Here is a 25,737-nt window from a genome sequence, read left to right as displayed (position 1 = left end):
CCCGGGGCCCCCCGGCAACCGGTTCCACGACCCAGCGTCGCAGGGACGACGCCGCCGGGCCTCAACCGTTCGACGGACTCCCGGTCCGCTGCCGGGCGTAGAGTCGGCCGGTGAGGGCGTCGACCCGACGCCGCACCCCCGCCGACGAGGAGGCCAGCCCATGTCCGTCGTGAAGATCAACGCCATCAGCGTCCCCGAGGGCGCCGGCCCGGAGCTCGAGAAGCGGTTCGCCGCCCGCAAGCACGCGGTGGACCAGGAGCCGGGCTTCGAGGGCTTCCAGCTGCTGCGGCCCACGGCGGGCGAGGACCGCTACTTCGTGGTCACGACGTGGGCGTCGGAGGAGGACTTCCGGCGCTGGCGGGACGGGCGCATGCCCGCCGCTCACGCCGCCGAGCAGGGCGGCCGCCCGGCGCCGGTCGCCACGGGCGCCGACCTGCTCGAGTTCGAGGTCGTGGACCTGGGCTGATCGCGGCGCCGCAGCAGGCGCATCGCGTTCACGATGACCAGCAGCACGGACGCCTCGTGCACGAGCATGCCGACGGCCATCGTGACGCCGCCGATGAAGACGCCGGCCAGCAGGGCCACGACGGTCACGAGGGAGATCGCGATGTTCTGCCGCATCACCCGCACCGTGCGCCGGGCCAGATCGAGCGCCTGCGGCAGCCGCTCGAGCCGGTCGCCCATCAGGGCGATGTCCGCGGTCTCGATGGCCACGCCGGAGCCGGCCGCGCCCATGGCCACGCCGATGTCCGCCGTCGCCAGGGCCGGGGCGTCGTTGACGCCGTCACCGACCATCGCGACGACGCGGCCCTCGGCCTGCAGGGCCTCGATCGCCTCGAGCTTGTCCTGGGGCAGCAGGCCCGCCCGCACGTCGTCGACGCCCACCTGCCGGGCCACGGCCTGCGCGACGCCGGGCTGGTCGCCGGTCAGCATCACGACCTCGCGGACGCCGATCCCATGCAGCGCCCGGATCATGCCCGCGGCCTCGGGCCGGAGGGTGTCTGCGATGGCGAGGACGCCGAGCGGGATGCCGTCGACGACGACCGCCACCGGGGTCCGGCCCGCCTCCGCGAGCTCGGCCGCGACGGTCTCGACCCGGTCGGTCGCGGCCGGATCCACGCCGCGCTCGCGCAGCAGCGCCACGTTGCCCACGGCGACGACGCGGCCGTCCACCTCGCCGGTGAGCCCGCGGCCGAGGACGACGTCCACATCGGTGGCCAGCGGGCCGTCCAGCAGGCCGCGGTCCCGGCCCGCCGCGACGACCGGCGCGGCCAGCGGGTGGTCCGAGGCCGCCTCGAGCCGTGCGGCCCAGCGCAGCACCTCGTCCTCGGCCCCGGGCTCGAACGCGACGACGTCTGTCAGCTCGGGGGTGCCCGACGTGAGGGTGCCGGTCTTGTCGACGGCGACGGCGTCGACCTTCGCGGAGCGCTCGAGGAACTCCCCTCCCTTGATGAGCACGCCGTCCTTGGCGCCGCGGCCGATCCCCGCCACGATCGCGACCGGGATGGAGATCACGAGGGCGCCCGGGCAGCCGATGACCAGCAGGGTCAGGGCCAGGGGGACGTCCCGCGTGATCAGGCCGGTCGCGAAGGCCAGCATCATGATCGCCGGGGTGTACCAGCGGGCGAAGCGGTCCATGAACCGCTGGGTCCGCGCACGGGCCTCCTGCGCCGCCTCGACGCGGTGGATGATGCGCGCCAGCGTGGTGTCGGCGCCCACGCCCCGGGCCCGCACCTGCAGCAGGCCTGCCGTGGCCACGGTGCCCGCGTACACGGCGTCGCCGTCGGTCTTCTCCGCCGGGATGGACTCGCCCGTGATGGATGCCTCGTCCACGGCGCCGACCCCGGTGAGCACCACGCCGTCCACCGGCACCCGGGCGCCGGCCTTGACGAGGACGGTCGCGCCGGGGGCCACCTCGTGGGCGGGCACGGTGCGCTGCGTCCCGTCTGCGTCCACGACGACGGCGGTCTCGGGCGCCGTGGACACGAGGTCCGCGAGCGCCGAGCGAGTCTGAGACAGGGTTGCGTCCTCGAGGGCGTGGCCGAGGGCGAAGAGGAAGGTCACGGCGGCGGCCTCCCAGAAATTGCCGAGCAGTGACGCGCCGATCGCGGCGGTGGCGACGAGCAGGTCGATGCCGACGGTCTTCACCCGCAGGGCGGCGATCGCGTCGCGCGCGATCGGCAGGCCGGCCACGACGGCGGCGGCGAGCATCAGGCCCGCCGCCACGAGGTGTCCGGTCCCGTGGGCCAGCTGCTCGGGCGCCAGCACGAGTGAGACGGCGATCAGCAGGCCGGCCACCACGGGGCGCCGCCAGCGGCGGGACAACGTGAGCCGGGCACGGGTGCGGCCCGGACGTGTGACGGCGGGGGTGGGCATGGCGCGTCGGGGGCGGGCGGGGTCAGAAGGCCGACGGCCGGGCGGTGTAGCCGACCTTGGCGACGGCCTCGACGAGGTCCTGGGCAGTGGTGGTCTGCGGGTCGTGGTCGACCTCGATGCGCTGGGTCTCGAAGTGGACCTGCGCGCCGGTCACGCCGGGCAGGGCGTCGAGGGCCTTCTCGATCTTCCGGACGCACGAGGGGCAGCTGAAGCCCTCGGCGCGGAGCAGGGTGTGCGTGGTGGGGGTCATGGTCACTCCTGTGGGTCGTCACCGGCGCGGCCGCCGATGAGGCTGAGCGGACGGGCGGGTGCCCGGTCCGATCCCCGTCCTCCGGGGATGTCACTGACGCTACGAAGGGGACGGCGGGTACGCCTTGACCGCGGTCAAGCCGCCGTGTGGGAGGCTGATGGCGTGCGTATCGACCTGCCCCTCATCCCCGTGGATGAACCAGAGCCGTGCGCGGCCCGGGTCCCGCTGTTCACCGGGCTGGATCTGGAGCAGCTGCGCCGGGTCTCCGCCCTGGCGCGGCCGCTCGTGCTCGAGGCCGGCGATGCCCTGCACCTGGCCGGTGACCGCACGGACCGCCTGTGCGTCGTGCACAGCGGCCGCCTGGCGCTGACGCTCGGCTCAGCGACCGGCCGGGAACGCGTGGTGCGGATGGTCGAGCCCGGCGACTCCGTGGGCGAGCACGAGTTCCTCACGGGCGAGCCGGCCCGGCACGGGGCGCGCGCCGTGGCCGCGACCCGCCTGTGCACCTTCTCCCACGCCGAGGTCGCCCGACTCCTGGCCGAGCATCCGGGCATCGGGGGACGCGTGATGCGGACGCTGGCCGTCCGCCTGGCCGAGGCTGAACAACGGCTGGCATGGGAGCGTCAGCCTGTCACCGCGCGGATCGCCGGACATCTGCTCGGCCTGCCGGCCCTCCGGGACGAGGCCGACCTCGTCGTGGTGCTGGCCGCGCCGAAGAAGGACGTCGCCTCGCTGCTGGGCACCACCCCCGAGGCGTTCAGCCGCGGGCTGCGCCGCCTCGCCGACGACGGCCTGATCGCCATCGAGGGCCCGCGGGTGACGCTGCTGGACCCGGAGGCGCTGGAGGCCCTTGCCGCGGAATGACCGCCGTCGTCGTGGTGTCGCCGGCGGTAGGCTGGGGGCTCCCCCGTCCTCCTACCCACGCAGGCCCGCAGCCCGGGCCGGGAAGCGCAGTGCCATGGCCTCCATCCGTCCCATCACCGTCTACGGCGAGCCCGTGCTGCACAGGCGCGCGGCCGAGGTGGAGGTGATCGACGACGAGATCCGCGAGCTGATCGAGGACATGTACGTCACGCAGGACGCCGCGCACGGCGTGGGCCTGGCCGCCCCGCAGGTCGGGGTCGGGCTGCGGATCTTCACGTGGACGTTCCCGGACTCCGGCGATGCGCCGAACGTGGGCCACGTGATCAACCCCGTGCTGACCCACCTGGACAAGGCCCCGCGGGAGGACCCGCACCCGGACGAGCACACCGAGGGCTGCCTCTCGGTGCCCGGGCTCGGCTTCCCCCTGCAGCGCCCGACCCGCGTGCGCCTGTCCGGCCAGCGCGTGGACGGTGAGATGTTCGAGTTCGAGGCCGAGGGCTGGTTCGCGCGCATCATGCAGCACGAGTACGACCACCTCAACGGCACCCTCTACGTGAACCGGCTCGAGGGCAAGTGGCAGCGGCGCTGGAAGCGCGCGCAGCGGGCCGAGCGTCTGAACGTGCCCGGTGTGACGTGGCTGCCCGGTACCGATGAGGACCCCTTCGGCCACGACGCCGACGACCACGCGGACCACGAGCACGGCCCCGACGGCGACCACGGGCCCAAGGAGGACTGAGCCTCGGCTCGACGTCCGACCCGGTCGGCACACGACGACGGCCCGTCCCCTCCGCGGGGACGGGCCGTCGTCGTCGGCGGGTCAGGCCTGCGGGAAGGCGGGGACCTGCTGGCCCGCCATCTTCTCCACCACGCGGATCACCTGGTGCGAGTAGCCGTACTCGTTGTCGTACCAGACGTAGAGGATGGCGTTCTTGCCGTCGTTGTTCACGAGGGTCGCCAGGCCGTCCACGACGCCGGCGCGGTCCGAGCCGACGAAGTCGGTGGACACGACCTCCGGGGAGTCCACGTAGCCGACCTGGCCGCGCAGGGGGCCGGTGAGGGACTCCTGCTTCAGGCGGGCGTTGAGCTCCTCCACCGAGGTGGGCTTGGTCAGCTCCAGGTTCAGGATGGCCATGGACACGTCCGGGGTGGGGACGCGGATGGCGTTGCCGGAGAGCTTGCCCTTGAGCTCGGGCAGGGCCTTGGCCACGGCCTTGGCGGCGCCGGTCTCGGTGAGGACCATGTTCATGCCGGCGGCACGGCCACGACGGGCGCCCTTGTGGAAGTTGTCCACGAGGTTCTGGTCGTTGGTGTAGGCGTGTACGGTCTCCACGTGGCCGTGGTCGATGCCGTAGTCGTCCTGGATGACCTTGAGCACCGGGGTGATGCCGTTGGTGGTGCAGGAGGCCGCCGAGACGATCGTGTCCTCGGGCGTGATGTCGTCCGAGTTCACGCCGAACACGATGTTCTTCATCTCGCCCTTGCCCGGGGCGGTCAGGAGGACCTTCGCGGCGCCCTTGGCCTGCAGGTGCTGGGACAGGCCCTCGTCGTCGCGCCAGCGTCCGGTGTTGTCGATGACCAGCGCGTCCTTGATGCCGTAGGAGGCGTAGTCCACCGTGGTCGGATCGTTCGAGTAGATGACCTGGATCTCGGTGCCGTTGGCGGTGATCACGTCGCGGTCCTCGTCCACCACGATCGTCCCGTCGAACGGGCCGTGGATCGAGTCGCGGCGCAGCAGGGAGGCGCGCTTGATCAGGTCGTCCTCCGAGTTCTTGCGCACGACGACGGCACGCAGGCGCAGCTTGGAGCCACCGCCGGCATGGTCGAGGAGGATGCGGGCCAGCAGGCGGCCGATGCGACCGAAGCCGTAGAGCACGACGTCCTGGGTCTCGCCCAGGCCCTCACCGGCCTTGCCCTTGACCTCGGCGAGCTCGGCGTCCAGGAAGGCCTGGACGTCCTGGCCCGAGGCCTTCTGCTTGGCGGCCAGCTCGGCCAGGTCGACGGTGGCGGCGCCCAGGTCCATCGCAGCCATGGCCTCGACCAGGGGGTAGGTGGACTCGACGCTCAGCGGGGCCTCCTGCACGCGGCGGGCGTAACGGTGGGCCTTGATGATGTCGATCACGCCGCGGTTCACGAGGGAGCGCCCGTAGATCGAGGTGACCACGTTGTGCTCGCGGTACAGGGTGCCCAGCAGGGGGACCATCTTCTCCGCGAGCTTCTGCTGCGTGTTCCACTCGGGGGTCTGGGTCGAGGCGGTGTCTGCCACGGGAGTCCTTCCTTGAAACCTGGCGGGGCCGTCCTGGGCAGGCCCCATCCCCCGACCTCGTTGTCGGCGGACTCCGCCATTCTAGGCGAGGACACGTCCGGAGCGGCCCAGCGGTCGCGACGGGGCGTACACTGGTCGGTCGGGACGGATCGGCGGACGGCCGCGTGCCCCTGCGGGGGTGCGAGGAAAGTCCGGGCACCGCAGAGCAGGATGGTGGACAACATCCACCCGGGGCGACCCGCGGGCCAGTGCCACAGAGAGAAGACCGCCTCCGCGCCGTGTGCGCGGCGGTAAGGGTGAAAGGGTGGTGTAAGAGACCACCAGCGGCCCCGGTGACGGGGCCGGCTCGGTAAACCCCATCCGGTGCAAGGCCGAACAGGACGCGTCACGAGGGCTGCTCGCCCCAGCGTCCGGGTTGGCCGCTCGAGCCCGTCAGCGATGGCGGGCCCAGATGGATGGCCGTCACCTCGCGCGGGGCAACGCGCGCGAGGCACAGAACCCGGCTTACAGCCGGTCCGTCCCACCTCACGGCCCCCGGCTGGGGTCAGAACCCCTCGTCGTCGAGGATCCGTTCGAACTCGAGCTCCACCACGTGCTCGCGCTCCCGCTTGTCCAGCAGGCGGTACCCGTACGACTCGCCGATCGAGACGACCTTCGCCAGGCTCGGGCGTCGCCGGTCCCGCGGCCATTCCAGCGTCACGCGGTCCTGCCCCGTGAAGGTGTGCTCCCGCAGGCGCTGCTCCAGAGCGGAGGCGTGCGTGCGCTCCCGCCCGCTGGAGCGGATCCCGAGCCACACGGCGGCCGCGATCACGAGCAGGACGAACGGGTACACCACGCCGAACACGTTCATGGCGGTCATCGGGCGACTCCTGGGATGCGGGGCGGCTGTGCGGACCCCACCACTGTGCCAGGTCCGGACGACGACGTCGGCCGAGTCCGTCCGCGCGTCGGTCCGGGGGCGCCTGGCTAGGCTGGCCCGGTGCTGATCCTGCTGCCGCCCTCCGAGGGCAAGACCGCGCCCCGCTCCGGGGCCCCGCTCGACCTCGATGCCCTCGCGTTGGCCGATGACGCCGCGGTGACGGGCGCCCGCGCGGACCTGCTCACGCGGCTCGCCGCGGTCTCGGCCGCCCCGGATGCCCTGGCGGCTCTCGGCGTCGGGGCGTCGCTCACCGGCGAGGTCGAGGCGAACACGCGCCTGGCCTCGGCCCCTGCCGCGCCCGGTCACCGGGTGTTCACGGGCGTGCTCTTCGATGCGCTCGACCACGTCTCCCTGTCCGCGGCGGCGAAGCGCCGCGCCCGCGCGTCCGTGCTGGTCTTCTCCGCGCTGTTCGGCGCCACCGCGCTGGCGGACCGGATCCCCGCCTTCCGGCTGCCCGTCGGCGCGAAGCTGCCGGGGCTGCCCGGGCTGGCCGCGCACTGGCGCCCCGTCCTGACCCCCGCCCTCGACGCGCTCGCCGCACGGGACGGCGGGCCCGTCGTCGACTGCCGCTCCGGCGGCTACGCGGCCCAGTGGCGGGCACCGGCGGAGCGGACCCTCGCGGTCGACGTGTTCCAGCTGCGCGACGGCGAGCGGACCGTCGTCTCGCACTTCGCCAAGCACACCCGCGGCCTCGTGGCCCGCGCGCTGCTGGAGGCGGGGGCGCGGGAGACCTCGACGCTGGAGCGCGTCGCGGACGTGGTCGCGCGGGCCGGGGACGGCCACGGCTGGGAGGTCGAGCTGGCCCGGCCGTCCGGCGCGAAGCCCGGCGCGCTGCGGGTGATCCTGCCCGAGGGGTGACCCCGGGCGAGGCGCGGTCTGCCCGGACGCGGCCTCAGTCCTCGACGGCCACCAGCTCCACCTCGAAGCCGTCCGCGGTCTCGAGGTAGGCGGCGTAGTGGTCCGGTCCCCCGGCGTGCGGGTGGCGGTCCTCGAAGAGCAGGCGGAACCCCCGGTCGCGCGCGGCGGCGGTGAGCTCGTCCACGCGGGCGCGCGATCCGGCCCGGAAGGCCAGGTGGTTCAGGCCCGGGCGGGTGCGCTCGTGGGCGCCCGCGGCGACGTCGGGCCCGGCCTCGAGCACGAGGTACTCCCCCGCCCCCTGGTACGTCCGGCCCTCGGCCCACCCCTCGCCCGGCACGTAGCCGAGCTCGCCGAACAGCCAGCCGAGGCTCGCCTCGGCCGCCGCGAGGTCGGCGACCCAGATCTCCACGTGGTGCAGCCGGCCCGTGGGCGCGGGCGCCGGGGTCGCATCCTCCGGCGAGGCGACGGCGTCGGGCCCGTCCGCCTCCACGGCCCGGACGTCCGCGTCGGCCTCGAGGCCGGACCCGGCCACCGCCGACGCGGAGGTCGTGGACGCCTCCGCGGCGGTCGACCCCGCGGCCGCGGGGGCCGCGACCGGCACCTCGGACGCGCCCGCGTCCCATTGGCCGCCCCGCGCGCCGGCGTCCATGGCCTCGTTGGAGAGGCGGTCGGCGTCCTTGTTCCGGTTGCGCGGGATCCACTCGTAGCTGACGCGCTCGGGGGGCAGCACGGCCCGGGCCTCGGCCGCGAGGCGCCGCATGTCGTCGTGCTTGATCTTCCACCGCCCGGACATCTGCTCCACCACGAGCTTGGAGTCCATCAGCACGTGCACCCGGGCCTCCGGGTCGAGGTCCCGGGCCATCCGCAGCCCGGCCACGAGCCCGGAGTACTCGGCCACGTTGTTGGACGCCTTCCCCAGCGGGGCGGCGTCGGTCCGGAGGATCTCGCCTGTGGCCGGGTCGCGCACCAGGGCGCCGTAGCCGGCGACGCCGGGGTTGCCCCGCGACCCGCCGTCGGCCTCCACCTGCAGGACTCGTCCGCTCACCGTGCGCCTCCTCGTGTCCGTGGTCGCGCCGTCCGACGCGGCCCCCCACTCTACTGACCGCGCCGGGGGCGGGGCCCGGGGTCAGTCCCGGATGAGGATGGCGCCGGACTCGGGGCAGCGGGCGACGGCGGCCGGCGGGAGGGCCCGGATGCGCGCGACCTCCGCCGGTGACAGCTCCGTGCCCGCGGCCGCGGACCGGTTCCCGACGAGCCGGGCCGCGCCGATGCCGCCGTTGCGCTCCCGCGCCTGCTCGTACAGGGCCAGCAACGACGCGGGGAACTCCGCGGCCAACGCCGCCCGGCGCTGGGTGAGGTCCCGGCCACGCTGGGTCACGGCCTGCCCCTCGCGGCGCACCTCCGCCGCGCGGGCCTCGACCTCGGCCCGTGCCTGCTCCAGAGCGGCGTGGCCCTTCGCGAGCCGGGACTCGGCGGCGTCGGCGGCCTCCATGGCCTCGAGCGCCGCGGCCTCGTGGTCATCGAGCAGTGCGGTGAGCGTGTCGTCCTCGTGCTGCATGGCCTGCAGCTCCTTGGACCCGCCCTGGCCCGCTTCGAGCCGCTCCCGGGTCCGGTCCCGACGGGCGCGGGTGGCGGCGGCCTTCTCGGTGGCCTCGGCCCCCGCCCGGTCGGCGGTGCGGGCGGCATCCTCGAGGCCGGGCAACGCCTCCTCGAGTTCCAGCGCGCGGGCGCGCAGCCGGGCGTGCTCCGGGTCTGCCTTGAGCCGACGGACGGCGGCGCGGGCCTGGTCCAGGGCCGTGTCGAGCTCCTGCAGCTCCAGCAGCCGGGCCTGGACGGCCGGCGGTGCGGTGACCTCACTCATGCGTGACTCCCCTCGTCGGCCCGCTCTCCCCCGACCAGGAAGTCCCAGGGGTCGCTGCGGTGATCTGAGAACAGGGTGGTGACGCCCAGTCCCCGCTCCGCCAGGGCGGCCTCCAGGGCGCGGGCGCCGTGCTCGAGCCACAGGGACTCGCTCGCCCAGTGCGAGACGTCCACGAGCGCGGGACGCCCATTCCCCGTCGCGGCCGTCTCCCGGGCCTCCGAGGCCGGGTGGTGGCGCAGATCGGCGGTCACGTAGACGTCCGCGCCGGACGCGCGGACCGCGTCGAAGAGGCTGTCTCCGGCACCGCCGCACACGGCGACGCGGCGGATGCGCTGGGCGGGGTCGCCCGCCACGCGCACGCCGCCGGCCGTGGCGGGCAGCGCCGCGTGCACGGCCCGGGCGAAGGCGGCCAGGTCGGTCTCCTCGGGCAGGTCGCCCACCCGGCCGATGCCTTCGGCCCCGGTGCCGGCGGCGGACACCGTCAGGGGCGAGAGCGCTCCGGTGACGCCGACGGCACGGGCCAGCACGTCCGAGACGCCGCCCACGACGGCGTCGGCGTTGGTGTGCGCGGCCAGCAGGGCGATGCGGTGCTCGATCAGGGTGTGCAGCAGGCGGCCCTTCGCGGCGGCGGCGTGTCCGACGGCGGCGACGGACGAGGTCCCGCGCAGCAGGAGCGGGTGGTGGGTGACCACGAGGTCGGCCCCGCGGGCGACGGCCTCGTCGGCCACGGCCTGCACGGGATCCAGCGCCCACAGGACGGTCCGCACCGGGGCCTCCGGGCGCCCGGCCACCGGCCCGACGGCGTCCCACGGCTCCGCCAGCTCCCGCGGCCACAGCCCCTGGACGACCTCGAGGACCTGCCCGAGCGTCGGCGGGGCCAGGGCATGCACCGGCGAGACGGGGACGGTGGGACGGGACACGGTCATACCGGCCATGATGGCCCACCCGGCCCGGGCACGCACGACCCGGCGGCCCTGGGTGAGGGCACGGCGCGGCGCCGTCGGGAATGAAAAGCGCGGGCCGCGTTGCTGTGCCTGCCATGACCGACTCCCCCCGTACCGAGCCCCTCGGCGCCTCCGACGCGCCCGCCGACGTCCGCGAGCTGACGCTCGCCGGCGGCTGCTTCTGGTGCCTCGACGCCGTCTACCGTCGCGTGCGGGGCGTGCTCGCCGTCGAGTCCGGCTACACCGGAGGCGACGACCCCGCCCCGAGCTACGAGTCCGTGTGCACCGGGACCACCGGCCACGCCGAAGCGGTCCGCGTGCGCTTCGACGCCGCCGTCGTGCCGCCCGAGGTGATCATGGATCTGTTCTTCACCGGCCACGACCCCACGTCGTTGAACCGCCAGGGGGCCGACGTCGGCACCCAGTACCGCTCGGCCGTCTTCGCCCACGACGAGGCCGAGGCCCGGTTCTTCGCGGACGAGATCGCCCGGGCGCAGGCGAACTATGACAGCCCCATCGTCACACGCGTCGAGCCGGCGTCCGCGTGGCACCCGGCCGAGGATATTCACCAGGACTTCTATGCGCGGCGCCGTTCCAATGGATACTGCCGTGTGGTCATCGATCCGAAGCTCGCGAAGGTGCGCCGGAACTACTCCGCGTGGCTCGTGGACGCCTGAGCGGCGCCGCGGCTCGATAGCCTGACGCAGGAACACCCACTAGATCGCCCGCGCCCCGAGGCGCACCACCACCCCCCGGAGGTACCACCATGGCCCGCATCCTTGACGACATCACCCAGGCGGTCGGCAACACGCCCCTGGTCCGGCTGAACCGCCTCGCGAAGGACCTGCCCGGCGACGTCGCCGTGAAGGTCGAGTTCTACAACCCGGCCAACTCGGTGAAGGACCGCATCGGCACCGCCATCGTGGACGCCGCGGAGGCGGCCGGCGAGCTGACCCCCGGCGGCACCATCGTGGAGGGCACCTCCGGCAACACCGGCATCGCCCTGGCCATGGTCGGCGCGGCGCGCGGCTACCGCGTGATCCTGACCATGCCTGAGACCATGTCCACCGAGCGCCGCGTGATGCTCAAGGCGTTCGGCGCCGAGATCGTGCTGACCCCCGGTGCAGACGGCATGCGCGGCGCCCTCGAGCGCGCCCAGGAGATCGTCCGCAGCACCCCGAACTCCATCTGGGCCCAGCAGTTCGCGAACCAGGCCAACATCCAGGCCCACTACACGGGCACCGGCCCGGAGATCTGGGACGCGTCCGAGGGCGCCGTGGACGTGTTCATCGCCGGCGTCGGCACCGGCGGCACCATCACGGGCGCGGGCCGGTACCTGCGCGAGCAGAAGCCGGACGTGAAGCTCATCGCCGTCGAGCCGGCCGACTCCCCCATCCTCTCCGGCGGCCAGGCCGGCCCGCACAAGATCCAGGGCATCGGCGCGAACTTCGTGCCCGAGATCCTCGACACCGACCTCTACGACGAGGTCTACCCGGCCACCTTCGAGGAGTCCATCGAGACCGCCCGTCGGCTCGGGACCGAGGAGGGCATCCTCGGCGGCATCTCCACCGGCGCGATCATCTCGGCCGCCCTCAAGGAGGCCGCCAAGCCCGAGTCCGAGGGCAAGCTGATCGTCGCCATCGTGTGTGACTTCGGCGAGCGCTACATCTCCACCGCCCTCTTCGAGGACATCCGCGGCTGACCGCCGCCCGCTCACCGACCGCACCGACCCGAAGGGGCCGCCCGTGGGACTGTTCTCCCGCATCAAGGAAGACATCGCGACCGTCCGCAGCCATGACCCGGCGGCGCGAGGTGACCTCGAGGTGGCCCTCGTCTACTCGGGTCTGCACGCCGTGTGGGCGCACCGCGTCGCGCACCGGATGTGGCGGCACGACCGGTTGAAGATGCCCGCGCGCGTGCTCTCGCAGGTCACGCGCGCGGCCACGGGCATCGAGATCCACCCCGGCGCGTCGATCGGTCGTCGGTTCTTCATCGACCACGGCATGGGCGTCGTGATCGGCGAGACCGCGGAGATCGGCGACGACGTGATGCTGTACCACGGGGTCACCCTCGGCGGCCGCTCCCTGGCCAAGGTGAAGCGGCACCCCACGCTGCGCGACGGCGTCGTGGTGGGGGCCGGCGCCAAGATCCTCGGACCCGTCGAGCTCGGGGAGGGAACGGCGGTGGGCGCCAACGCCGTCGTCGTGAAGGACACCCCCGCCGACGCGATCGCCACCGGCGTGCCGGCCACCGTCCGACCGCGCAAGGGCCCGTCCGAGGGCAAGCCGCTCGTGGACCCCGCGGAGTACGTGGACCCGGCCCTCTGGATCTGAGGGCCGGGTCCACGCCGGGTCAGTCCTGCGTGGGGTCGCCCTCGGTCGGCTGCGGCATGACGACGGGCACGCCCTCGCCGTCCACCTCGGTGCGGTCGCCGGACCACAGCGTGTGGAAGGAGCCTTCGCGATCGACGCGCAGGTAGGTGTGGGCGCCGAAGAAATCGCGCTGGCCCTGCACGAGGGCGGCCGGCAGGCGGTCGGCCCGCAGGCCGTCGTAGTACGCCAGGGCCGAGGAGAACACCGGCACCGGCACGCCCGCGGCGACGGCGGTGCCGACCACGCGGCGCCAGGCCGGCAGGGCCTCGGCGATCGCCTGGGCGAACTCGGGGGCGAAGAGCAGGTTGAGCGGCTGGCCGGGGGCGCGGGTGCCCGGCGCCGGATGGCGGGAGGTGTCGCGGCCGCCGAAGGCCTGCATGATCACGTCGAGCAGGTCGGCGCGGATGATGCAGCCGTCCCGCCACAGCGAGGCGATGGTGCCCAGGTCCAGCGACCAGCCGTACTCCTCGGCGGCGGCCGCGAGCATGTCCATGCCCTGCGCGTAGGCCACGAGCTTGGAGGCGAACAGCGCCTGGCGCACGTCCTCCACGAACGCGTCCGTGTCCTGCGGGGCGCGCTGCGCCTCCTCGTCGACGCCGGCCGCGAGGGTCTCACGGGCGACCTCGCGCACCGCGCGCTGAGAGGACAGCGAGCGGGCGAAGACGGACTCGGCGATCGCGGCCACCGGGGAGCCGACGTCGAGACCCGAGATCGCGGTCCAGCGGCCGGTGCCCTTCTGCCCGGCCTCGTCCACGATCACGTCCACGAGCGGGCGGCCCGTGGCCGCGTCCACCTGCGCGAGCACCTCGGCCGTGATCTCGATGAGGTAGGAGGCCAGGTCGGTCTGGTTCCACGCCGTGAACACCTCGGCCTGCTCGGCGGGCTCGAGGCCGCCCACACGGCGCAGCAGGTCGTAGGCCTCGCCGATGACCTGCATGTCCGCGTACTCGATGCCGTTGTGGACCATCTTCACGTAGTGGCCGGCGCCGTCCGTGCCGACCCAGGCGCAGCACGGCTCCCCCTCAAACTGCGCGGCGATCTTCTCGAGCATCGGGCCGAGGGCCTCGTAGGACTTCTCCGGACCGCCGGGCATGATCGCCGGACCGTGCAGGGCACCCTCCTCGCCGCCGGAGACACCGACGCCCACGAAGTGCAGGCCCTTCTCGGCGAGGGCCGCCTCGCGGCGGCGGGTGTCCTCGAAATGGGAGTTGCCGGCGTCGATGACGATGTCGCCCTCGTCCAGCAGGGGGACGAGCTGGTCGATGACGGCGTCCACGGGGGCGCCCGCCTTGACCATGATGAGCACCCGGCGCGGCACGGCGAGGGACTGCACGAGCTCGGCGAGCGTCTCCGTCGCCACGAACGCACCCTCGTCACCGTGCTCGGCCACGAGCTGGTCCGTGCGGGCCCGGCTGCGGTTGTGCAGGGCCACCGTGTAGCCGTGGCGGGCGAAGTTGCGGGCGAGGTTCGCGCCCATCACCGCCAGGCCCGTGACGCCGATGTCGGCGGCGCCGACGGGGACGGTGGTGGTCTGCTCGGTCATCGCGGGTGGCCTCCTGTGGCTCGGACGGTGGGACGGGCCGTGCCGGACACGGACCCGCCCCCCAGCCTACGTCGACCGCGGTCAGTCCCCCACGGCGTCGCGGCCGCGGCGCACGATCAGCGGGTCCGGGGTGCCGACGACCTCGTGGTCCTTGCCCTCGTACTCGAACTGGGACAGGAAGTAGCGCATCGCGTTGAGGCGGGCCCGCTTCTTGTCGTTGGAGCGGATGGAGATCCACGGGGCGTGGTCCGTGTCCGTGTGGAGGAACATGGCCTCCTTGGCCTCCGTGTACGCCTCCCAACGGTCCAGGGACTCGAGGTCCATGGGCGAGAGCTTCCACTGGCGGACCGGGTCGATCTGGCGGATCGCGAAGCGCGTGCGCTGCTCGGTCTGTGTCACGGAGAACCAGAACTTGGTGAGGTGGATGCCGTCGTCCACGAGCATCTTCTCGAACAGCGGCACCTGGTTCATGAAGCGGCGGTACTGCTCGTCCGTGGCGAAGCCCATCACGCGCTCGACGCCGGCGCGGTTGTACCACGATCGGTCGAACAGCACGATCTCGCCCGCCGTGGGGAAGTGCTGGATGTAGCGCTGGAAGTACCACTGGCCGAGCTCGCGGTCCGAGGGCTTGTTGAGGGCCACGACGCGGGCGGTGCGGGGGTTCAGGTGCTCGGTGAAGCGCTTGATGGTGCCGCCCTTGCCGGCGGCGTCGCGGCCCTCGAAGACGATGATGTGGCGCTGGCCGGTGTCCTCGCCCCAGTACTGCAGCTTGAGCAGTTCGATCTGCAGGCGGTACTTCTCCAGCTCGTACTCCTCGCGCGTCATGCGCGTCTCGTACGGGTAGTCCTCCCTCCACGTCTCCACGGCACGGCCCTGCGGATCGATCAGGTCGGGATCGTTGGTGTGGCCGTCCGAGACGGTGTAGCCGCCGTCGCGCAGCTTGTCGATGAACTCGCGGAGGTTCTCGCGGGGGGCGTCGGGCTGCAGCAGCTCCATGGACCGTCTCCTTCACTGGGTGCGTCACCGTGCCCGTCCGTCCCCCTCCTCGGTACGACGGCGGCGGGCCGCGGCCTGTGCTCTGTCCACCATTATGGGCGGGCGGCGGACGAGGGAGCCGGGCCCGGCAGCGCAGCCGCGTGAACAGCAGGTGAACCCTGGGAGGCGAACGGTCGCGGCCCCGGGCCGACGAGTGTCGGCCTGCTCAGCCGCGCGGGCCGACGCCCAGGAGCTCGTCGATCGCCGCGACGGCGGCACGCGCCGCGTCGACGTCGGCGAACTGCGCGACGGCGTCGTCGTACCGGCGGTGCCCGGGAAGCTTCAGGCCGACGGAGGCGCCGTCCGTGGCCGGGAGGATCCAGATCCGGCCGCGCGGCTCGACGTCGCGCTGCTCGGCCACGTCGGCCTCCTCGAACTCGCGGTCGTAGCCGGCCCACTCGACACCGGGCCGCGGGGTGTCGGCGCCGTCGAGGACGTCACGGCCGCCCATGCGCAGACAGGTGACGGACTGCAGGAGCGCGTCCAGGGTGCGGGCGGCGGCCTTGCCGGCCAGCTCGTCCTGGAAGAGGGCGAGGATGGACCACTGCCCGTCCTGGAGGAAGAGCATGGTCTGCTGCGCCTCGCCCCCGGTGATGACGGCGAGGTGACGGGCGGCGCCGTCGGGACGGGCGGGCAGCTTCCAGAAGCCGAGGGGGGTCGCGGACATGCGCTCCACCCTAGTGCGCCCCGGACGCCGACGACGCGCCGCCGCCCGGCCCCTGCCCCGCATCCCGGGTTGAGTTGTCGCGGGTGCGCGGGCCCGTCACCCGCGACAACTCAACCCGGGATGCGGGAGGGTGGGCCGATGGGCCTGCTCCGCGACCTCCTCACCCGCCGCTCCGCCCGCGACCGCTCCTCCGACCCGCCGGCGACGCTCGGCCGACACCTCGACAACGCCGCGGCGATCGTGGCCGCCGCACGCCGGGCGGACGTTCCCCTCGCGGTGGCGGCGGCCCTGGCCGAGCTCGAGTCCGGTGGCCGGAACGTCTTCGGGCACGACGCCGGCGGCGTGCACAGCGCCCCGCGCGGGACGGACGTCCTCGTGACCCGGGAGCGCTATGAGGAGCTCGTGGCCCGGGTGGCGCAGGGGGAGAAGTCCAACGGCGTGGGGCCCGCGCAGATCACGTGGCCGCCGTACTTCGCGCAGGCGGCGGAGCGCGGTCTCCACCTGTGGGAGCCGGAGGACAACCTGGCCTTCGGGCTGGAGATCCTGCGCGGTCACCTGCGCGGCGACCTCTCCGCGGAGGGGATCGCCCGGGCGGGGACGCTCTACAACGCCGGGACGCTGTCCGACGGGGTCACCGCCTACGGCCGGCGCCTCGCCGCGGCGAGCCGCGCATGGGCCGAACGCCTGGGCGAACCCGCCCCGCCGCCGCTCAGGCCAGGTTGACCAACAGCACGTAGGCCAGCGTGCCGGAGGCGATCGAGACCAGGGTCCGCCGCCCGGCCAGCAGATGCACGACGACCGTCACCGCCGCCGCGATCAGCGCGTGGGCCACCCGCGTCCCGTCCACGGGCTCTCCGGGGGCCAGCGCCGCGGCGTCGAGCAGCATCACCAGGGCCAGGATGGTCAGCACGCCGGCGGGCATCCACACCGCCAGCCGCGCGGCGAGCACGGACTCCCGCAGCGGCTGCAGCAGGGCGAACGGCAGCGCCCGCAGGCAGAAGGTCACGAGGCCCGCGACGACGGCCGCGGCCACCAGGTAGGCGGCGCCGGTCATCGGGGATCCTCCTCGGCGTCGGGCTCGGCATCCGTGACGGCCCGCTCCCCCACCGCGGCGACGACGGGCACCGGTCCGGTGACGGGCACGGGCTCGGGCAGCGGCAGGGCGGTCCCGCGTGCGGCGAGCACGTGGAACGCGATCAGTACCGCGGCGTAGAGGGCGAACGCGACGACGAGCACCTGTGCCGGTGCCAGCAGCAGGGCCACCCCGACGGCGACCGCGGCCGCCAGCACGAGGGGCAGCTGGGCCCGCGTGCGGGCGGCGTCCATGGCGAGCACGATGAAGAGGGCGACGAGCGCGAACTCCAGGCCCTCCACCGGCCCGGGCAGCAGCCACGCGACGGCCACCCCGGCGAGGCCCCCGAGCACCCAATACGCATGCAGCGCGATCTGCATGGCCAGCAGCCGGGGCGCCGTCCAACCGCGGGGCTGGGCGGCGGCGATGGCGTAGGCCTCGTCGATCAGGGCGCCCATCGAGTAGATCCGCGCGAGGCGCCCCCGGACCACGCGCAGCGGGAAGCTGAACGCATAGAACACGTGGCGGAAGTTCACGAGGAACACCGTCACGGCGATCGTGAGCAGCGGCGTGCCCGCCACCACCAGCGAGACGAGCAGCAGCTCGACGGACCCGGCGAACACGACCACGGAGAACAGGGGTGCGACCCACGCGGGCAGCCCGGCCTGGACCACGAGCATCCCGAAGGCCACGCCCAGGGGGAACAGGCCGAGGCCGGCGCCCAGCGTCACGGCGACGCCGGAGCGCACCTCGGCCCACCGCGAGGGCGGAGCGGAGGCGCGCGAGGACGCTGACGAGGAGCCCATGATGGTGAGCATGCTCTCATAGGCGCCTGACGGGCGGTCGGCATGACGGAGCCGCGGCGTCACGCCGTGTCATGGCCCCGCGATCGGTGCACCCGGAGGGACTCGAACCCCCGACCCTCTCGGTGTAAACGAGATGCTCTGACCGACTGAGCTACAGGTGCCGGTGTCCGTCCAGGCTACCGGTGAGCGAGCAGGTCGCGCGTCGCCGCCTCGTGCTCGCTCCGGGTGCGTGCCTGTCCCGGGGCGGCGACCACGCGCGCGGCCTCGACCCCGTCCGCGTCGAGCAGCACGGAGACGCGGCGGGGCCGCCCGGTCTCCACGTCGAAGACGTCGAGGGCACGGCAGGCCGCGCCGTGGGGCCAGAAATCGGAGAGCAGGGTGAGCGGCTCCGGCAGTGCCAGCTCCTCGCGGACGCGGCGCAGCACGGGGGCGGCATCACACGAGACCACGCGGACAGCCACATCGTCGACCGCCACGTCCTCGGCGAGCGCCCCGATCCAGCCGAGCTCGTCCGTGCACACCGGCGTGAACGCCCCGGGCAGGAAGACGAGCCACGTGCCCCGCGGCCCGGCGGCGTCCTGGGGCCCGCGCGTCGGCGGCCACGGCCACGTCTGGCCGTGGTCGTCGCGCAGCGCGGGGACGACGTCGGCGCCCCGCGTCCCGCCGGACGGGGGCTCAGCCACCGCGCTTCTGGACGAGCTTCTGAGCGGCCCAGTCCTCGGAGGCACCGGCCCCGGTGGTGGCGTGCAGGCCCGCGGTGGAGGCGGCCTCGGCGACGTCCGCCGGGCTGACGTGGCCGGGGCGCCCCTTGCGGGGGGTCATGATCCAGACGGGGCCGGCATCGAGGGAGCGCTGGGCGTCCACGAGGGCGTCCGCGAGATCCATGACGTCGCCGTCGTCCGCGCGCCACCAGAAGAGGACCGCGTCCGCCGGCTCCTGGTCGTCCTCGGTCAGCAGCTCCTCGCCGAGCGCGTCCTCGAGCGCGTCGCGGAAGGTGACGTCGACGTCGTCGTCGTACCCCCACTCCTGCACCAGGTCGCCCCTCGAGAGGGCGAGCTCCGCCAGCAGGGCGCTGTCCGTCGAGGTCGGCGTCGACCCAGCCTGCATAGTGTCCGGTCCTCCTTGATGGTGGCGGGCACTGCGGCCCGCGCCGTCGAGCGGGTGATGATGACCACCATACGCCGTGGACGCCGCCGTTCCGGGGCCTCCGGCCGGGCGGACGCGGCGGCTCCGGTCTACTCTGGGGAGGAACAGACGCACTCTCCGGGCGACGCGCCCGGCTCGGCGTCGCGGGCCCGGACCGGATCGTCTGCCCGCAGCCCACCGCGGAGCACCCCTCCGCACGAGAACCAGGAGGCACCGTGAGCGCAGCCGAAGAGAGCTCGCAGATCCGCAGCGGTCTGACCGACCAGCTCCCGGACAAGGATCCCCAGGAGACGTCGGAGTGGATCGAGTCCCTCGACGGACTCATCGAGGAGCGCGGCACGGAGCGGGCGCAGTACATCATGCGCTCCCTCATGCAGCGCGCGAGCGCCCAGTCCGTCGCCCTGCCCTACGTGACCACCACGGACTACGTGAACACGATCCCGGCGGACCAGGAGCCGGAGTACCCGGGCGACGAGGAGCTCGAGCGCCGCTACCGCAACTACCTGCGGTGGAACGCCATGGCCCTCGTGCAGCGCGCCCAGCGCGACGGCGTCGGCGTCGGCGGTCACATCTCCTCCTACGCAGGCCAGGCGACCCTCTACGAGGTGGGCCTGAACCACTTCTTCCGCGGCCAGGACCACCCGGGCGGCGGCGACCACATCTTCTTCCAGGGCCACTCCTCGCCGGGCAACTACGCCCGAGCCTTCCTCGAGGGCCGCCTGACCGAGGAGGACCTCGACGGCTTCCGCCAGGAGAAGTCCCGCCAGGGCCACGGCCTGCCCTCCTACCCGCACCCGCGGATGATGCCGCACTTCTGGCAGTACCCCACCGTGTCCATGGGCCTGGGGCCGATGAACGCCATCTTCCAGGCGCAGACCAACCGGTACCTGCACAACAACGGCATCAAGGACACCTCCGACCAGCACGTGTGGGCCTTCCTCGGCGACGGCGAGATGGACGAACCGGAGTCGCGCGGCCAGCTGCACATCGCGGCCAACGACAAGCTCGACAACCTCACCTTCGTCATCAACTGCAACCTGCAGCGTCTCGACGGGCCGGTGCGCGGCAACGGCAAGATCGTCCAGGAGCTGGAGTCCTACTTCCGGGGCGCCGGCTGGAACGTCATCAAGGTCCTGTGGGGCCGCGAGTGGGATCCGCTGCTCGAGGCCGACGACGAGGGCGAGCTCGTGCGCATCATGAACGAGACGCTCGACGGCGACTACCAGACCTACAAGGCCGAGTCCGGCGGCTTCGTGCGCGACCACTTCTTCGGCCGGTCCTCCGTCACCAAGGAGATGGTGGCGGACATGACCGACGACGAGATCTGGGGCCTCAAGCGTGGCGGCCACGACTACAAGAAGGTGTACGCCGCCTACAAGGCCGCCATGGAGCACAAGGGCCAGCCCACCGTGATCCTGGCCCACACCATCAAGGGCTACGGCCTGGGCAAGTCCTTCGAGGGTCGCAACGCCACGCACCAGATGAAGAAGCTGACGGTGGACGACCTCAAGGTGTTCCGGGACCGCCACCGCATCCCGATCTCGGACGAGCAGATCGAGAAGGACCCGTACGACATCCCGTACTACCACCCGGGCGCCGACGCCCCGGAGATCACGTACATGATGGAGCGGCGCAAGGAGCTGGGCGGCTTCGTGCCGGAGCGGCGCAGCGACTACCACGCGATCCCGCTGCCCCCGGAGTCCGCGTACAAGCAGGCCCGCAAGGGATCGGGCAAGCAGCAGGCCGCCACGACCATGGCGTTCGTGCGCCTGCTCAAGGACCTGATGCGGGACAAGAACATGGGACCGCGCTTCGTGCCGATCATCCCGGACGAGGCCCGCACCTTCGGCATGGACTCGTTCTTCCCGACCGCGAAGATCTACAACCCCAAGGGCCAGAACTACCTGTCCGTGGACCGGGACCTGTTCCTGTCCTACAAGGAGTCCCCGCAGGGGAAGATCTACCACGTCGGCATCAACGAGGACGGCGCCACCGCGGCGTTCAACGCGATCGGCACGGCGTACTCCACGCACGGCGAGCCGATGATCCCGGTGTACATCTTCTACTCGATGTTCGGCTTCCAGCGGACCGCGGACAACATCTGGGCCGCAGGCGACCAGCTCGCGCGCGGCTTCATGATCGGCGCCACCGCCGGGCGCACCACCCTCGCCGGCGAGGGCACCCAGCACATGGACGGTCACTCCCCCGTCCTGGCGTCCACGAACCCGGCCGTGAAGCACCACGACCCGGCGTACTCGTACGAGATCGCCCACATCGTGCGCCAGGGCCTGGAGGACATGTACGGCGACCACGACCGCGGGGACGACGTCCGCAACGTCATCTACTACCTCACGGTGTACAACGAGCCGATCACCCACATCGAGGAGCCCGAGGGCCTCGACGTGGAGGGCCTGCTCAAGGGCATCTACCGCCTCTCCGAGGGCCAGGGCGACGGCCCGAAGGTCCAGCTCCTGGGCTCCGGCGTCTCCGTGCCGTGGGCGCTCGACGCCCAGCGGATCCTCTCCGAGGAGTGGGGCGTGAACGCCTCCGTGTGGTCGGTGACCTCCTACAACGAGCTGTACCGCGACGCCGTCGCGGCGGAGAAGGACGCCCTGAAGGACCCGTCCGCCACCCCGCGCGTGCCCTACGTGACGCAGGCGCTGCAGGGGGCCGAGGGCCCGATCGTGGCCACCTCGGACTACTCCACCTCGTGGACGAACCAGATCCGCCCGTTCGTGCCGAACCGCTTCTCGGCGCTCGGCGCCGACGAGTTCGGCTTCGCGGACACCCGCGCCGCCGCCCGTCGGTACTTCCTCATCGACACCCACTCGATGGTGGTCCGCGCGCTGCAGCTCCTCGAGGAGGAGGGCGAGGTCGAGCGGGGCACGGCCGCGAAGGCGCACGAGAAGTACCGCCTGGACGACGTCAACGCCGGCACCACCGGCATCGCGGGCGGCGACGCCTGACCCGCATGCCGCGGGGAGGCCGACGCCCTCCCGTCCCGACGCCGGCCGCTCGCCTCCGCCAGGGAGGCGAGCGGCCGGCGTCGTCGCTGTAGGAACCCCACAACACGCGCCTAGGATGAAGCGCATGCCCGAGCCCCGCCCCGCCGCCCCTCGCCCCGTGAGCACCGACGGGCTGGCCCGCCTCAGGAGCCACCTGGGGGCCCTGAACACGGCGGTGCTGCAGCGGCTGGACGCCACCCTGCCCTGGTACCGCCGACTCACCCCGGACGAGCGCAGCGCCCTCGGGCTCGTGGCCCAGCGCGCCCTGCAGGGCTTCCTCACGTGGTTCGAGCGGCCCACCTCCACGGGCCACGTCCTGCAGGACGTCTTCGGGCCCGCGCCCACCGATCTCACCGGGGCGATCTCGCTGCAGCGGGCCCTCCAGCTCATCCGGACGATGGTGGACGTCGTCGAGACGCGGGTGCCGGAGCTGCTGGCCGAGCGCGACCAGGCGCCCGTCCGCGAGCACATCCTCCACTACTCGCGCGAGGTCGCGTTCGCGCTCGCAGACGTGTACGCCCGGGCCGCGGAGATGCGCGGAGCGATGGACTCGCGGCTCGAGTCGGTCCTGCTGGACGCGGTGCTGCGCGGGCAGGACCCGGACGAGATCCGGCACCGGGCCACCGCGCTGGGCTGGCGTGGGGACCACGACGTGATGGTCATGGCGGGTCTCGCCCCGGGGCAGGACAAGCCCGCGTTCATCCCGGACCTGCGGCGGGCCGCGGCGAGGCTCGACTGCGACCTGCTCGTGGGCGTGCAGTCCGAACGGCTCGTCCTCGTGGTCGGCTCGGTGCGGGACGCGCGGGCGGTGGGCGAGGCGCTCGCGCGCTGGTTCGCGCCGGGACCGGTGATCGTGGGACCCGTCGTGGACTCGCTGATCTCGGCGCACGTCTCGGCCCGGCACACCCTCGCCGGGCTCAGCGCGGCGGCCGCCCATCCCCGGGCGTGCCGGCCCACCCCGGCGGAGGACCTGCTGCCCGAGCGGGCGCTGCTGGGCGACCCCACGGCCCGGGAGGCCCTCGTGGACGGGGTGTTCACGCCCCTGGCCGACGCCGGCACCTCCCTGCTGGAGACCGTGGACGCGTACGGCGCGCTGGGCCACTCGCTCGAGGGCACGGCCCGCGAGCTGTTCGTCCACGCGAACACCGTGCGGTACCGCCTCAAGCGGGTGGCCGAGGTGACCGGCTGGGACCCGCTGGTCCCTCGCGACGCGTACGTCCTGCAGACCGCGATCACCCTGGGCCGGCTCGCGGGGGCGCGGCCGACGACCGGGACAGGCTCGGACTGAGCCGGGGCGGCGCCCCCCCCCACTTGTAGAAACCCTCCAAACCCACTCGCCGTGCTTCGTGGCGCGATCTGCCCGGGATGGCGGCCGATCCTGACACGATGGAGGAATGCTTGCCATCGTGTGCCCCGGACAGGGGTCCCAGACGCCCGGCTTCCTCGCCCCCTGGCTCGAGCTGGACGGGACCCGCGACCTGCTCGCATCCCTCTCCGACGCCGCGGGCGTGGACCTGATCCGCCACGGCACTGAGTCGGACGAGGAGACCATCAAGGACACCGCCGTCGCCCAGCCGCTGATCGTGGCGGCCGGCCTCGTGGCCGCCGCGGCCCTCGAGGCGGACGCCGCCGCACCGAAGTCGACCGTCGTGGCCGGCCACTCCGTGGGCGAGGTCACCGCGGCCGCCGTCACCGGCGTGCTGTCCCCCGCCGAGGCCCTCTCCCTGGTGCGCGTGCGCGCCACCGGCATGGCCCGGGCCGCCGCGGCCACGCCCACGGGCATGGCCGCCGTCGTGGGTGGGGACCAGGACGAGGTCCTCGCGGCCATCGACGCGGCGGGCCTGACGCCCGCCAATGTCAACGGCGCCGGCCAGATCGTCGCCGCCGGCACCGCGGAGGCCCTCGGCGCGCTCGCCGAGTCCGCCCCCGCCCGCGCCCGCGTGATCCCGCTCAAGGTGGCCGGCGCGTTCCACACGGAGCACATGCGCCCCGCCGTGGACGACCTCGCGGCCCACGTCGCCGGCCTCTCCCCCTCGGACCCGCGCCTGCCCCTGCTGTCCAACCGGGACGGCGAGGCCGTCGAGTCCGGCACGGACGTGCTCGCCCGGATCGTGGACCAGGTCACCCGCCCGGTCCGCTGGGACCTGTGCATGGCGACCATGGCCACGCGGCAGGTCACGGGCGTCCTGGAGCTGCTGCCCGGTGGCACACTGACCGGACTGGCCAAGCGCGGTCTCAAGGGCACCGCGCAGCTCGCCGTGAAGACCCCCGAGGACCTGGACGCCGCGCGGGCGTTCCTGGCCGAGCACTCGGCCTGAACCCCGCGCACCGCCCGGCAGAGAGAAGCACCATGACCGTCACCCTGAAGCAGCACGAGCGCCCCGCGGCCAGCCGCATCGTGGCCGTGGGCGCCTACCGCCCGGCGAACCTGGTCCCCAATGAGGACCTCGTCGGCCCCATCGACTCGTCGGACGAGTGGATCCGCCAGCGCACCGGCATCGTCACGCGCCAGCGCGCCACGGCGGAGGAGACCGTGCCCGTCATGGCCGTGGGCGCCGCCCGGGAGGCCCTCGAGCGGGCCGGCCTGCAGGGCTCGGACCTGGACGCCGTGATCGTCTCGACCGTCACCTTCCCGCACGCCACCCCCTCGGCCGCGGCCCTCGTGGCGCACGAGATCGGCGCCACCCCGGCGCCCGCCTACGACGTCTCCGCCGCGTGCGCCGGCTACTGCTACGGCGTCGCGCAGGCCGACGCGCTCGTGCGCTCCGGCACCGCGCGGCACGTGCTCGTGGTCGGCGTCGAGCGCCTCTCCGACGTCGTGGATCCCACGGACCGCTCCATCTCCTTCCTCCTGGGCGACGGCGCGGGCGCCGTGATCGTGTCGGCCGCGGACGAGCCGGGCATCTCCCCCTCGGTGTGGGGTTCGGACGGGGAGCGCTGGTCCACGATCTCCATGACGCACTCGCAGCTGGAGCTGCGCGATGCCGTGGAGCACGCCCGCACCACGGGCGACGCCTCGGCGATCACCGGCGCGGAGGGGATGCTCTGGCCCACGCTGCGCCAGGACGGGCCCTCCGTCTTCCGCTGGGCCGTGTGGTCGATGGCGAAGGTGGCCCGCGAGGCCCTCGACGCCGCGGGCGTGGAGCCCGAGGACCTCGCCGCGTTCATCCCGCACCAGGCCAACATGCGGATCATCGACGAGTTCGCCAAGCAGCTGAAGCTGCCGGAGTCCGTCGTCGTGGCCCGGGACATCGCGGACGCCGGCAACACGTCGGCCGCGTCCATCCCGCTGGCCATGCACCGTCTGCTGGAGGAGAACCCCGAGCTCACCGGCGGCCTGGCCCTGCAGATCGGCTTCGGCGCCGGGCTGGTCTACGGCGCCCAGGTGGTCCGCCTCCCCTGAGGCGGCGCCGTCTGATTCACTGATCACGTACACCCCACACCCCTACCGAAGGAGACGCCCCATGGCTTCCAAGGAAGAGATCCTCGCCGGCCTCGCCGAGATCGTGAACGAGGAGACCGGCCTCGACACCGCCGAGGTGCAACCGGAGAAGTCCTTCACGGACGATCTGGACATCGACTCGATCTCGATGATGACCATCGTGGTCAACGCCGAGGACAAGTTCGGCGTGAAGATCCCGGACGAGGAGGTCAAGAACCTCAAGACCGTCCAGGACGCCGTCGACTTCATCGACGGCGCCCAGGCCTGATCGGCCCACGACGGCGGCGGGCCCGGCCCGCCCCGTCCCCTCGGTG

General features: G+C 73.4%; 27 protein-coding genes, 1 tRNA gene and 1 other RNA gene. 14 read left to right on the top strand and 15 right to left on the bottom strand.

Annotated features, from left to right (window positions below):
• Positions 1-160: 160 nt before the first annotated feature.
• On the top strand, positions 161-466 hold the full coding sequence (locus J1M41_RS01565) for an antibiotic biosynthesis monooxygenase (protein WP_044659105.1): 306 nt from the start codon (positions 161-163) through the stop codon (positions 464-466).
• Here J1M41_RS01565 and J1M41_RS01560 read toward each other — a convergent pair.
• Both J1M41_RS01560 and J1M41_RS01555 read right to left on the bottom strand, forming a co-directional pair.
• Positions 382-2,301, bottom strand: coding sequence for a cation-translocating P-type ATPase (locus tag J1M41_RS01560; RefSeq protein ID WP_206451023.1), 1,920 nt, complete (start codon positions 2,299-2,301; stop codon positions 382-384). The two genes, J1M41_RS01565 and J1M41_RS01560, sit on opposite strands and share 85 nt — an antisense overlap.
• A 97-nt stretch (positions 2,302-2,398) precedes the next feature.
• Positions 2,399-2,626: a heavy-metal-associated domain-containing protein gene (locus J1M41_RS01555; protein WP_036381311.1), complete on the bottom strand. Its 228-nt coding sequence runs from the start codon at positions 2,624-2,626 to the stop codon at positions 2,399-2,401.
• Between the two features lie 162 nt (positions 2,627-2,788).
• On the opposite strand from J1M41_RS01555, the gene J1M41_RS01550 reads away from it, so the two are divergent.
• Together J1M41_RS01550 and def are read left to right on the top strand one after the other, a co-directional pair.
• On the top strand, positions 2,789-3,490 hold the full coding sequence (locus J1M41_RS01550) for a Crp/Fnr family transcriptional regulator (protein ID WP_236557137.1): 702 nt from the start codon (positions 2,789-2,791) through the stop codon (positions 3,488-3,490).
• Positions 3,491-3,584: 94 nt separating this feature from the next.
• Positions 3,585-4,226, top strand: a complete 642-nt coding sequence (def, locus tag J1M41_RS01545) for a peptide deformylase (protein ID WP_060974043.1) — start codon at positions 3,585-3,587, stop codon at positions 4,224-4,226.
• 81 nt (positions 4,227-4,307) lie between these two features.
• Here def and J1M41_RS01540 read toward each other — a convergent pair whose 3' ends face one another.
• Positions 4,308-5,753 (bottom strand): glyceraldehyde-3-phosphate dehydrogenase, encoded by a 1,446-nt coding sequence (locus J1M41_RS01540; protein ID WP_098093020.1) that lies wholly within the window; start codon positions 5,751-5,753, stop codon positions 4,308-4,310.
• Positions 5,754-5,897: 144 nt separating this feature from the next.
• Here J1M41_RS01540 and rnpB point away from each other — a divergent pair.
• Positions 5,898-6,276: RNase P RNA component class A (rnpB, locus tag J1M41_RS01535), an RNA gene on the top strand.
• Between the two features lie 21 nt (positions 6,277-6,297).
• On the opposite strand, the gene J1M41_RS01530 is transcribed toward rnpB, so the two are convergent.
• A complete protein-coding gene (locus tag J1M41_RS01530) occupies positions 6,298-6,612 on the bottom strand; it encodes a hypothetical protein (RefSeq protein ID WP_012750836.1) in 315 nt (104 codons plus the stop codon).
• 120 nt (positions 6,613-6,732) lie between these two features.
• On the opposite strand from J1M41_RS01530, the gene J1M41_RS01525 reads away from it, so the two are divergent.
• Positions 6,733-7,530, top strand: a complete 798-nt coding sequence (locus tag J1M41_RS01525) for a YaaA family protein (protein WP_049147969.1) — start codon at positions 6,733-6,735, stop codon at positions 7,528-7,530.
• A 34-nt stretch (positions 7,531-7,564) separates the two neighbouring features.
• Here J1M41_RS01525 and J1M41_RS01520 read toward each other — a convergent pair whose 3' ends face one another.
• The 3 genes from J1M41_RS01520 to J1M41_RS01510 form a co-directional block, all read right to left on the bottom strand.
• On the bottom strand, positions 7,565-8,575 hold the full coding sequence (locus tag J1M41_RS01520) for a reverse transcriptase-like protein (RefSeq protein WP_206450999.1): 1,011 nt from the start codon (positions 8,573-8,575) through the stop codon (positions 7,565-7,567).
• 81 nt (positions 8,576-8,656) lie between these two features.
• Positions 8,657-9,391 carry a zinc ribbon domain-containing protein gene (locus J1M41_RS01515; RefSeq protein ID WP_036381299.1) on the bottom strand — a complete coding sequence of 245 codons (735 nt, stop codon included), beginning with the start codon at positions 9,389-9,391 and terminating at the stop codon, positions 8,657-8,659.
• A complete protein-coding gene (locus J1M41_RS01510; RefSeq protein WP_206450998.1) occupies positions 9,388-10,317 on the bottom strand; it encodes a Nif3-like dinuclear metal center hexameric protein in 930 nt (309 codons plus the stop codon). The genes J1M41_RS01515 and J1M41_RS01510 overlap by 4 nt, the downstream gene beginning before the upstream one ends.
• 113 nt (positions 10,318-10,430) lie before the next feature.
• Between J1M41_RS01510 and msrA the strand changes: the two genes are divergently transcribed.
• The 3 genes from msrA to epsC all read left to right on the top strand — a co-directional run bounded on the left by msrA (position 10,431) and on the right by epsC (position 12,668).
• Entirely contained in the window at positions 10,431-11,012 is a 582-nt protein-coding gene (msrA, locus tag J1M41_RS01505; RefSeq protein WP_036312770.1) for a peptide-methionine (S)-S-oxide reductase MsrA, read from the top strand.
• A gap of 89 nt (positions 11,013-11,101) precedes the next feature.
• Entirely contained in the window at positions 11,102-12,037 is a 936-nt protein-coding gene (cysK, locus tag J1M41_RS01500) for a cysteine synthase A (protein ID WP_002856838.1), read from the top strand.
• 43 nt (positions 12,038-12,080) lie between these two features.
• On the top strand, positions 12,081-12,668 hold the full coding sequence (gene epsC / locus J1M41_RS01495; RefSeq protein WP_036381293.1) for a serine O-acetyltransferase EpsC: 588 nt from the start codon (positions 12,081-12,083) through the stop codon (positions 12,666-12,668).
• Between the two features lie 19 nt (positions 12,669-12,687).
• Here the strand turns inward: epsC and gndA are convergent, their stop codons facing one another.
• From gndA to J1M41_RS01480, 3 genes are all read right to left on the bottom strand, one after another.
• On the bottom strand, positions 12,688-14,250 hold the full coding sequence (gene gndA / locus J1M41_RS01490) for an NADP-dependent phosphogluconate dehydrogenase (RefSeq protein ID WP_155933238.1): 1,563 nt from the start codon (positions 14,248-14,250) through the stop codon (positions 12,688-12,690).
• Positions 14,251-14,331: 81 nt separating this feature from the next.
• Positions 14,332-15,246, bottom strand: a complete 915-nt coding sequence (gene ppk2 / locus J1M41_RS01485) for a polyphosphate kinase 2 (RefSeq protein WP_010078895.1) — start codon at positions 15,244-15,246, stop codon at positions 14,332-14,334.
• Between the two features lie 205 nt (positions 15,247-15,451).
• A complete protein-coding gene (locus J1M41_RS01480) occupies positions 15,452-15,952 on the bottom strand; it encodes a hypothetical protein (RefSeq protein ID WP_041103632.1) in 501 nt (166 codons plus the stop codon).
• 138 nt (positions 15,953-16,090) lie between these two features.
• On the opposite strand from J1M41_RS01480, the gene J1M41_RS01475 reads away from it, so the two are divergent.
• Entirely contained in the window at positions 16,091-16,675 is a 585-nt protein-coding gene (locus J1M41_RS01475) for a hypothetical protein (RefSeq protein ID WP_206450997.1), read from the top strand.
• Here J1M41_RS01475 and J1M41_RS01470 read toward each other — a convergent pair.
• The 5 genes from J1M41_RS01470 to J1M41_RS01450 all read right to left on the bottom strand — a co-directional run bounded on the left by J1M41_RS01470 (position 16,662) and on the right by J1M41_RS01450 (position 18,937).
• Entirely contained in the window at positions 16,662-17,006 is a 345-nt protein-coding gene (locus tag J1M41_RS01470) for an AzlD domain-containing protein (RefSeq protein ID WP_061867838.1), read from the bottom strand. The genes J1M41_RS01475 and J1M41_RS01470 overlap by 14 nt on opposite strands.
• Positions 17,003-17,842: an AzlC family ABC transporter permease gene (locus J1M41_RS01465; protein WP_206450996.1), complete on the bottom strand. Its 840-nt coding sequence runs from the start codon at positions 17,840-17,842 to the stop codon at positions 17,003-17,005. Before J1M41_RS01465 ends, J1M41_RS01470 begins: the two co-directional genes overlap by 4 nt.
• Before the next feature lie 75 nt (positions 17,843-17,917).
• Positions 17,918-17,991: transfer RNA gene (locus tag J1M41_RS01460), tRNA-Val, on the bottom strand.
• Positions 17,992-18,006: 15 nt separating this feature from the next.
• A complete protein-coding gene (locus tag J1M41_RS01455) occupies positions 18,007-18,513 on the bottom strand; it encodes a redoxin domain-containing protein (protein ID WP_145950772.1) in 507 nt (168 codons plus the stop codon).
• On the bottom strand, positions 18,506-18,937 hold the full coding sequence (locus J1M41_RS01450; RefSeq protein WP_036340159.1) for a DUF3052 domain-containing protein: 432 nt from the start codon (positions 18,935-18,937) through the stop codon (positions 18,506-18,508). Before J1M41_RS01450 ends, J1M41_RS01455 begins: the two co-directional genes overlap by 8 nt.
• Before the next feature lie 254 nt (positions 18,938-19,191).
• Between J1M41_RS01450 and aceE the strand changes: the two genes are divergently transcribed.
• The 5 genes from aceE to J1M41_RS01425 all read left to right on the top strand — a co-directional run bounded on the left by aceE (position 19,192) and on the right by J1M41_RS01425 (position 25,691).
• Positions 19,192-21,942, top strand: coding sequence for a pyruvate dehydrogenase (acetyl-transferring), homodimeric type (gene aceE / locus J1M41_RS01445; protein WP_206450995.1), 2,751 nt, complete (start codon positions 19,192-19,194; stop codon positions 21,940-21,942).
• Positions 21,943-22,066: 124 nt separating this feature from the next.
• Complete coding sequence (locus J1M41_RS01440) at positions 22,067-23,269, top strand: CdaR family transcriptional regulator (RefSeq protein ID WP_206450994.1); 1,203 nt, start codon at positions 22,067-22,069, stop codon at positions 23,267-23,269.
• Between the two features lie 106 nt (positions 23,270-23,375).
• Complete coding sequence (locus J1M41_RS01435) at positions 23,376-24,299, top strand: ACP S-malonyltransferase (RefSeq protein WP_113914178.1); 924 nt, start codon at positions 23,376-23,378, stop codon at positions 24,297-24,299.
• A 32-nt stretch (positions 24,300-24,331) separates the two neighbouring features.
• On the top strand, positions 24,332-25,384 hold the full coding sequence (locus tag J1M41_RS01430) for a beta-ketoacyl-ACP synthase III (RefSeq protein WP_206450993.1): 1,053 nt from the start codon (positions 24,332-24,334) through the stop codon (positions 25,382-25,384).
• A 61-nt stretch (positions 25,385-25,445) separates the two neighbouring features.
• A complete protein-coding gene (locus J1M41_RS01425) occupies positions 25,446-25,691 on the top strand; it encodes an acyl carrier protein (protein ID WP_010078906.1) in 246 nt (81 codons plus the stop codon).
• Positions 25,692-25,737 lie beyond the last annotated feature (46 nt).

The sequence above is a fragment of the Micrococcus sp. KRD096 genome (genome assembly GCF_017168495.1).
GTDB lineage: Bacteria > Actinomycetota > Actinomycetes > Actinomycetales > Micrococcaceae > Micrococcus > Micrococcus luteus.
The sequence above is the reverse complement of the archived record's forward strand: the minus strand, read 5'-3'. Positions and strand labels throughout refer to the sequence as shown.

Excerpts from the sequence above, each read along its gene's own strand:
- J1M41_RS01565 (WP_044659105.1), top strand. The coding sequence starts at position 161 with ATGTCCGTCGTGAAGATCAACGCCATCAGCGTCCCCGAGGGCGCCGGC.
- J1M41_RS01555 (WP_036381311.1), bottom strand. The coding sequence starts at position 2,626 with ATGACCCCCACCACGCACACCCTGCTCCGCGCCGAGGGCTTCAGCTGC.
- def (WP_060974043.1), top strand. The coding sequence starts at position 3,585 with ATGGCCTCCATCCGTCCCATCACCGTCTACGGCGAGCCCGTGCTGCAC.
- J1M41_RS01530 (WP_012750836.1), bottom strand. The coding sequence starts at position 6,612 with ATGACCGCCATGAACGTGTTCGGCGTGGTGTACCCGTTCGTCCTGCTC.
- J1M41_RS01515 (WP_036381299.1), bottom strand. The coding sequence starts at position 9,391 with ATGAGTGAGGTCACCGCACCGCCGGCCGTCCAGGCCCGGCTGCTGGAG.
- J1M41_RS01510 (WP_206450998.1), bottom strand. The coding sequence starts at position 10,317 with ATGACCGTGTCCCGTCCCACCGTCCCCGTCTCGCCGGTGCATGCCCTG.
- msrA (WP_036312770.1), top strand. The coding sequence starts at position 10,431 with ATGACCGACTCCCCCCGTACCGAGCCCCTCGGCGCCTCCGACGCGCCC.
- cysK (WP_002856838.1), top strand. The coding sequence starts at position 11,102 with ATGGCCCGCATCCTTGACGACATCACCCAGGCGGTCGGCAACACGCCC.
- gndA (WP_155933238.1), bottom strand. The coding sequence starts at position 14,250 with ATGACCGAGCAGACCACCACCGTCCCCGTCGGCGCCGCCGACATCGGC.
- ppk2 (WP_010078895.1), bottom strand. The coding sequence starts at position 15,246 with ATGGAGCTGCTGCAGCCCGACGCCCCCCGCGAGAACCTCCGCGAGTTC.
- J1M41_RS01480 (WP_041103632.1), bottom strand. The coding sequence starts at position 15,952 with ATGTCCGCGACCCCCCTCGGCTTCTGGAAGCTGCCCGCCCGTCCCGAC.
- J1M41_RS01475 (WP_206450997.1), top strand. The coding sequence starts at position 16,091 with ATGGGCCTGCTCCGCGACCTCCTCACCCGCCGCTCCGCCCGCGACCGC.
- J1M41_RS01470 (WP_061867838.1), bottom strand. The coding sequence starts at position 17,006 with ATGACCGGCGCCGCCTACCTGGTGGCCGCGGCCGTCGTCGCGGGCCTC.
- J1M41_RS01465 (WP_206450996.1), bottom strand. The coding sequence starts at position 17,842 with ATGCTCACCATCATGGGCTCCTCGTCAGCGTCCTCGCGCGCCTCCGCT.
- J1M41_RS01450 (WP_036340159.1), bottom strand. The coding sequence starts at position 18,937 with ATGCAGGCTGGGTCGACGCCGACCTCGACGGACAGCGCCCTGCTGGCG.
- J1M41_RS01440 (WP_206450994.1), top strand. The coding sequence starts at position 22,067 with ATGCCCGAGCCCCGCCCCGCCGCCCCTCGCCCCGTGAGCACCGACGGG.
- J1M41_RS01435 (WP_113914178.1), top strand. The coding sequence starts at position 23,376 with ATGCTTGCCATCGTGTGCCCCGGACAGGGGTCCCAGACGCCCGGCTTC.
- J1M41_RS01430 (WP_206450993.1), top strand. The coding sequence starts at position 24,332 with ATGACCGTCACCCTGAAGCAGCACGAGCGCCCCGCGGCCAGCCGCATC.
- J1M41_RS01425 (WP_010078906.1), top strand. The coding sequence starts at position 25,446 with ATGGCTTCCAAGGAAGAGATCCTCGCCGGCCTCGCCGAGATCGTGAAC.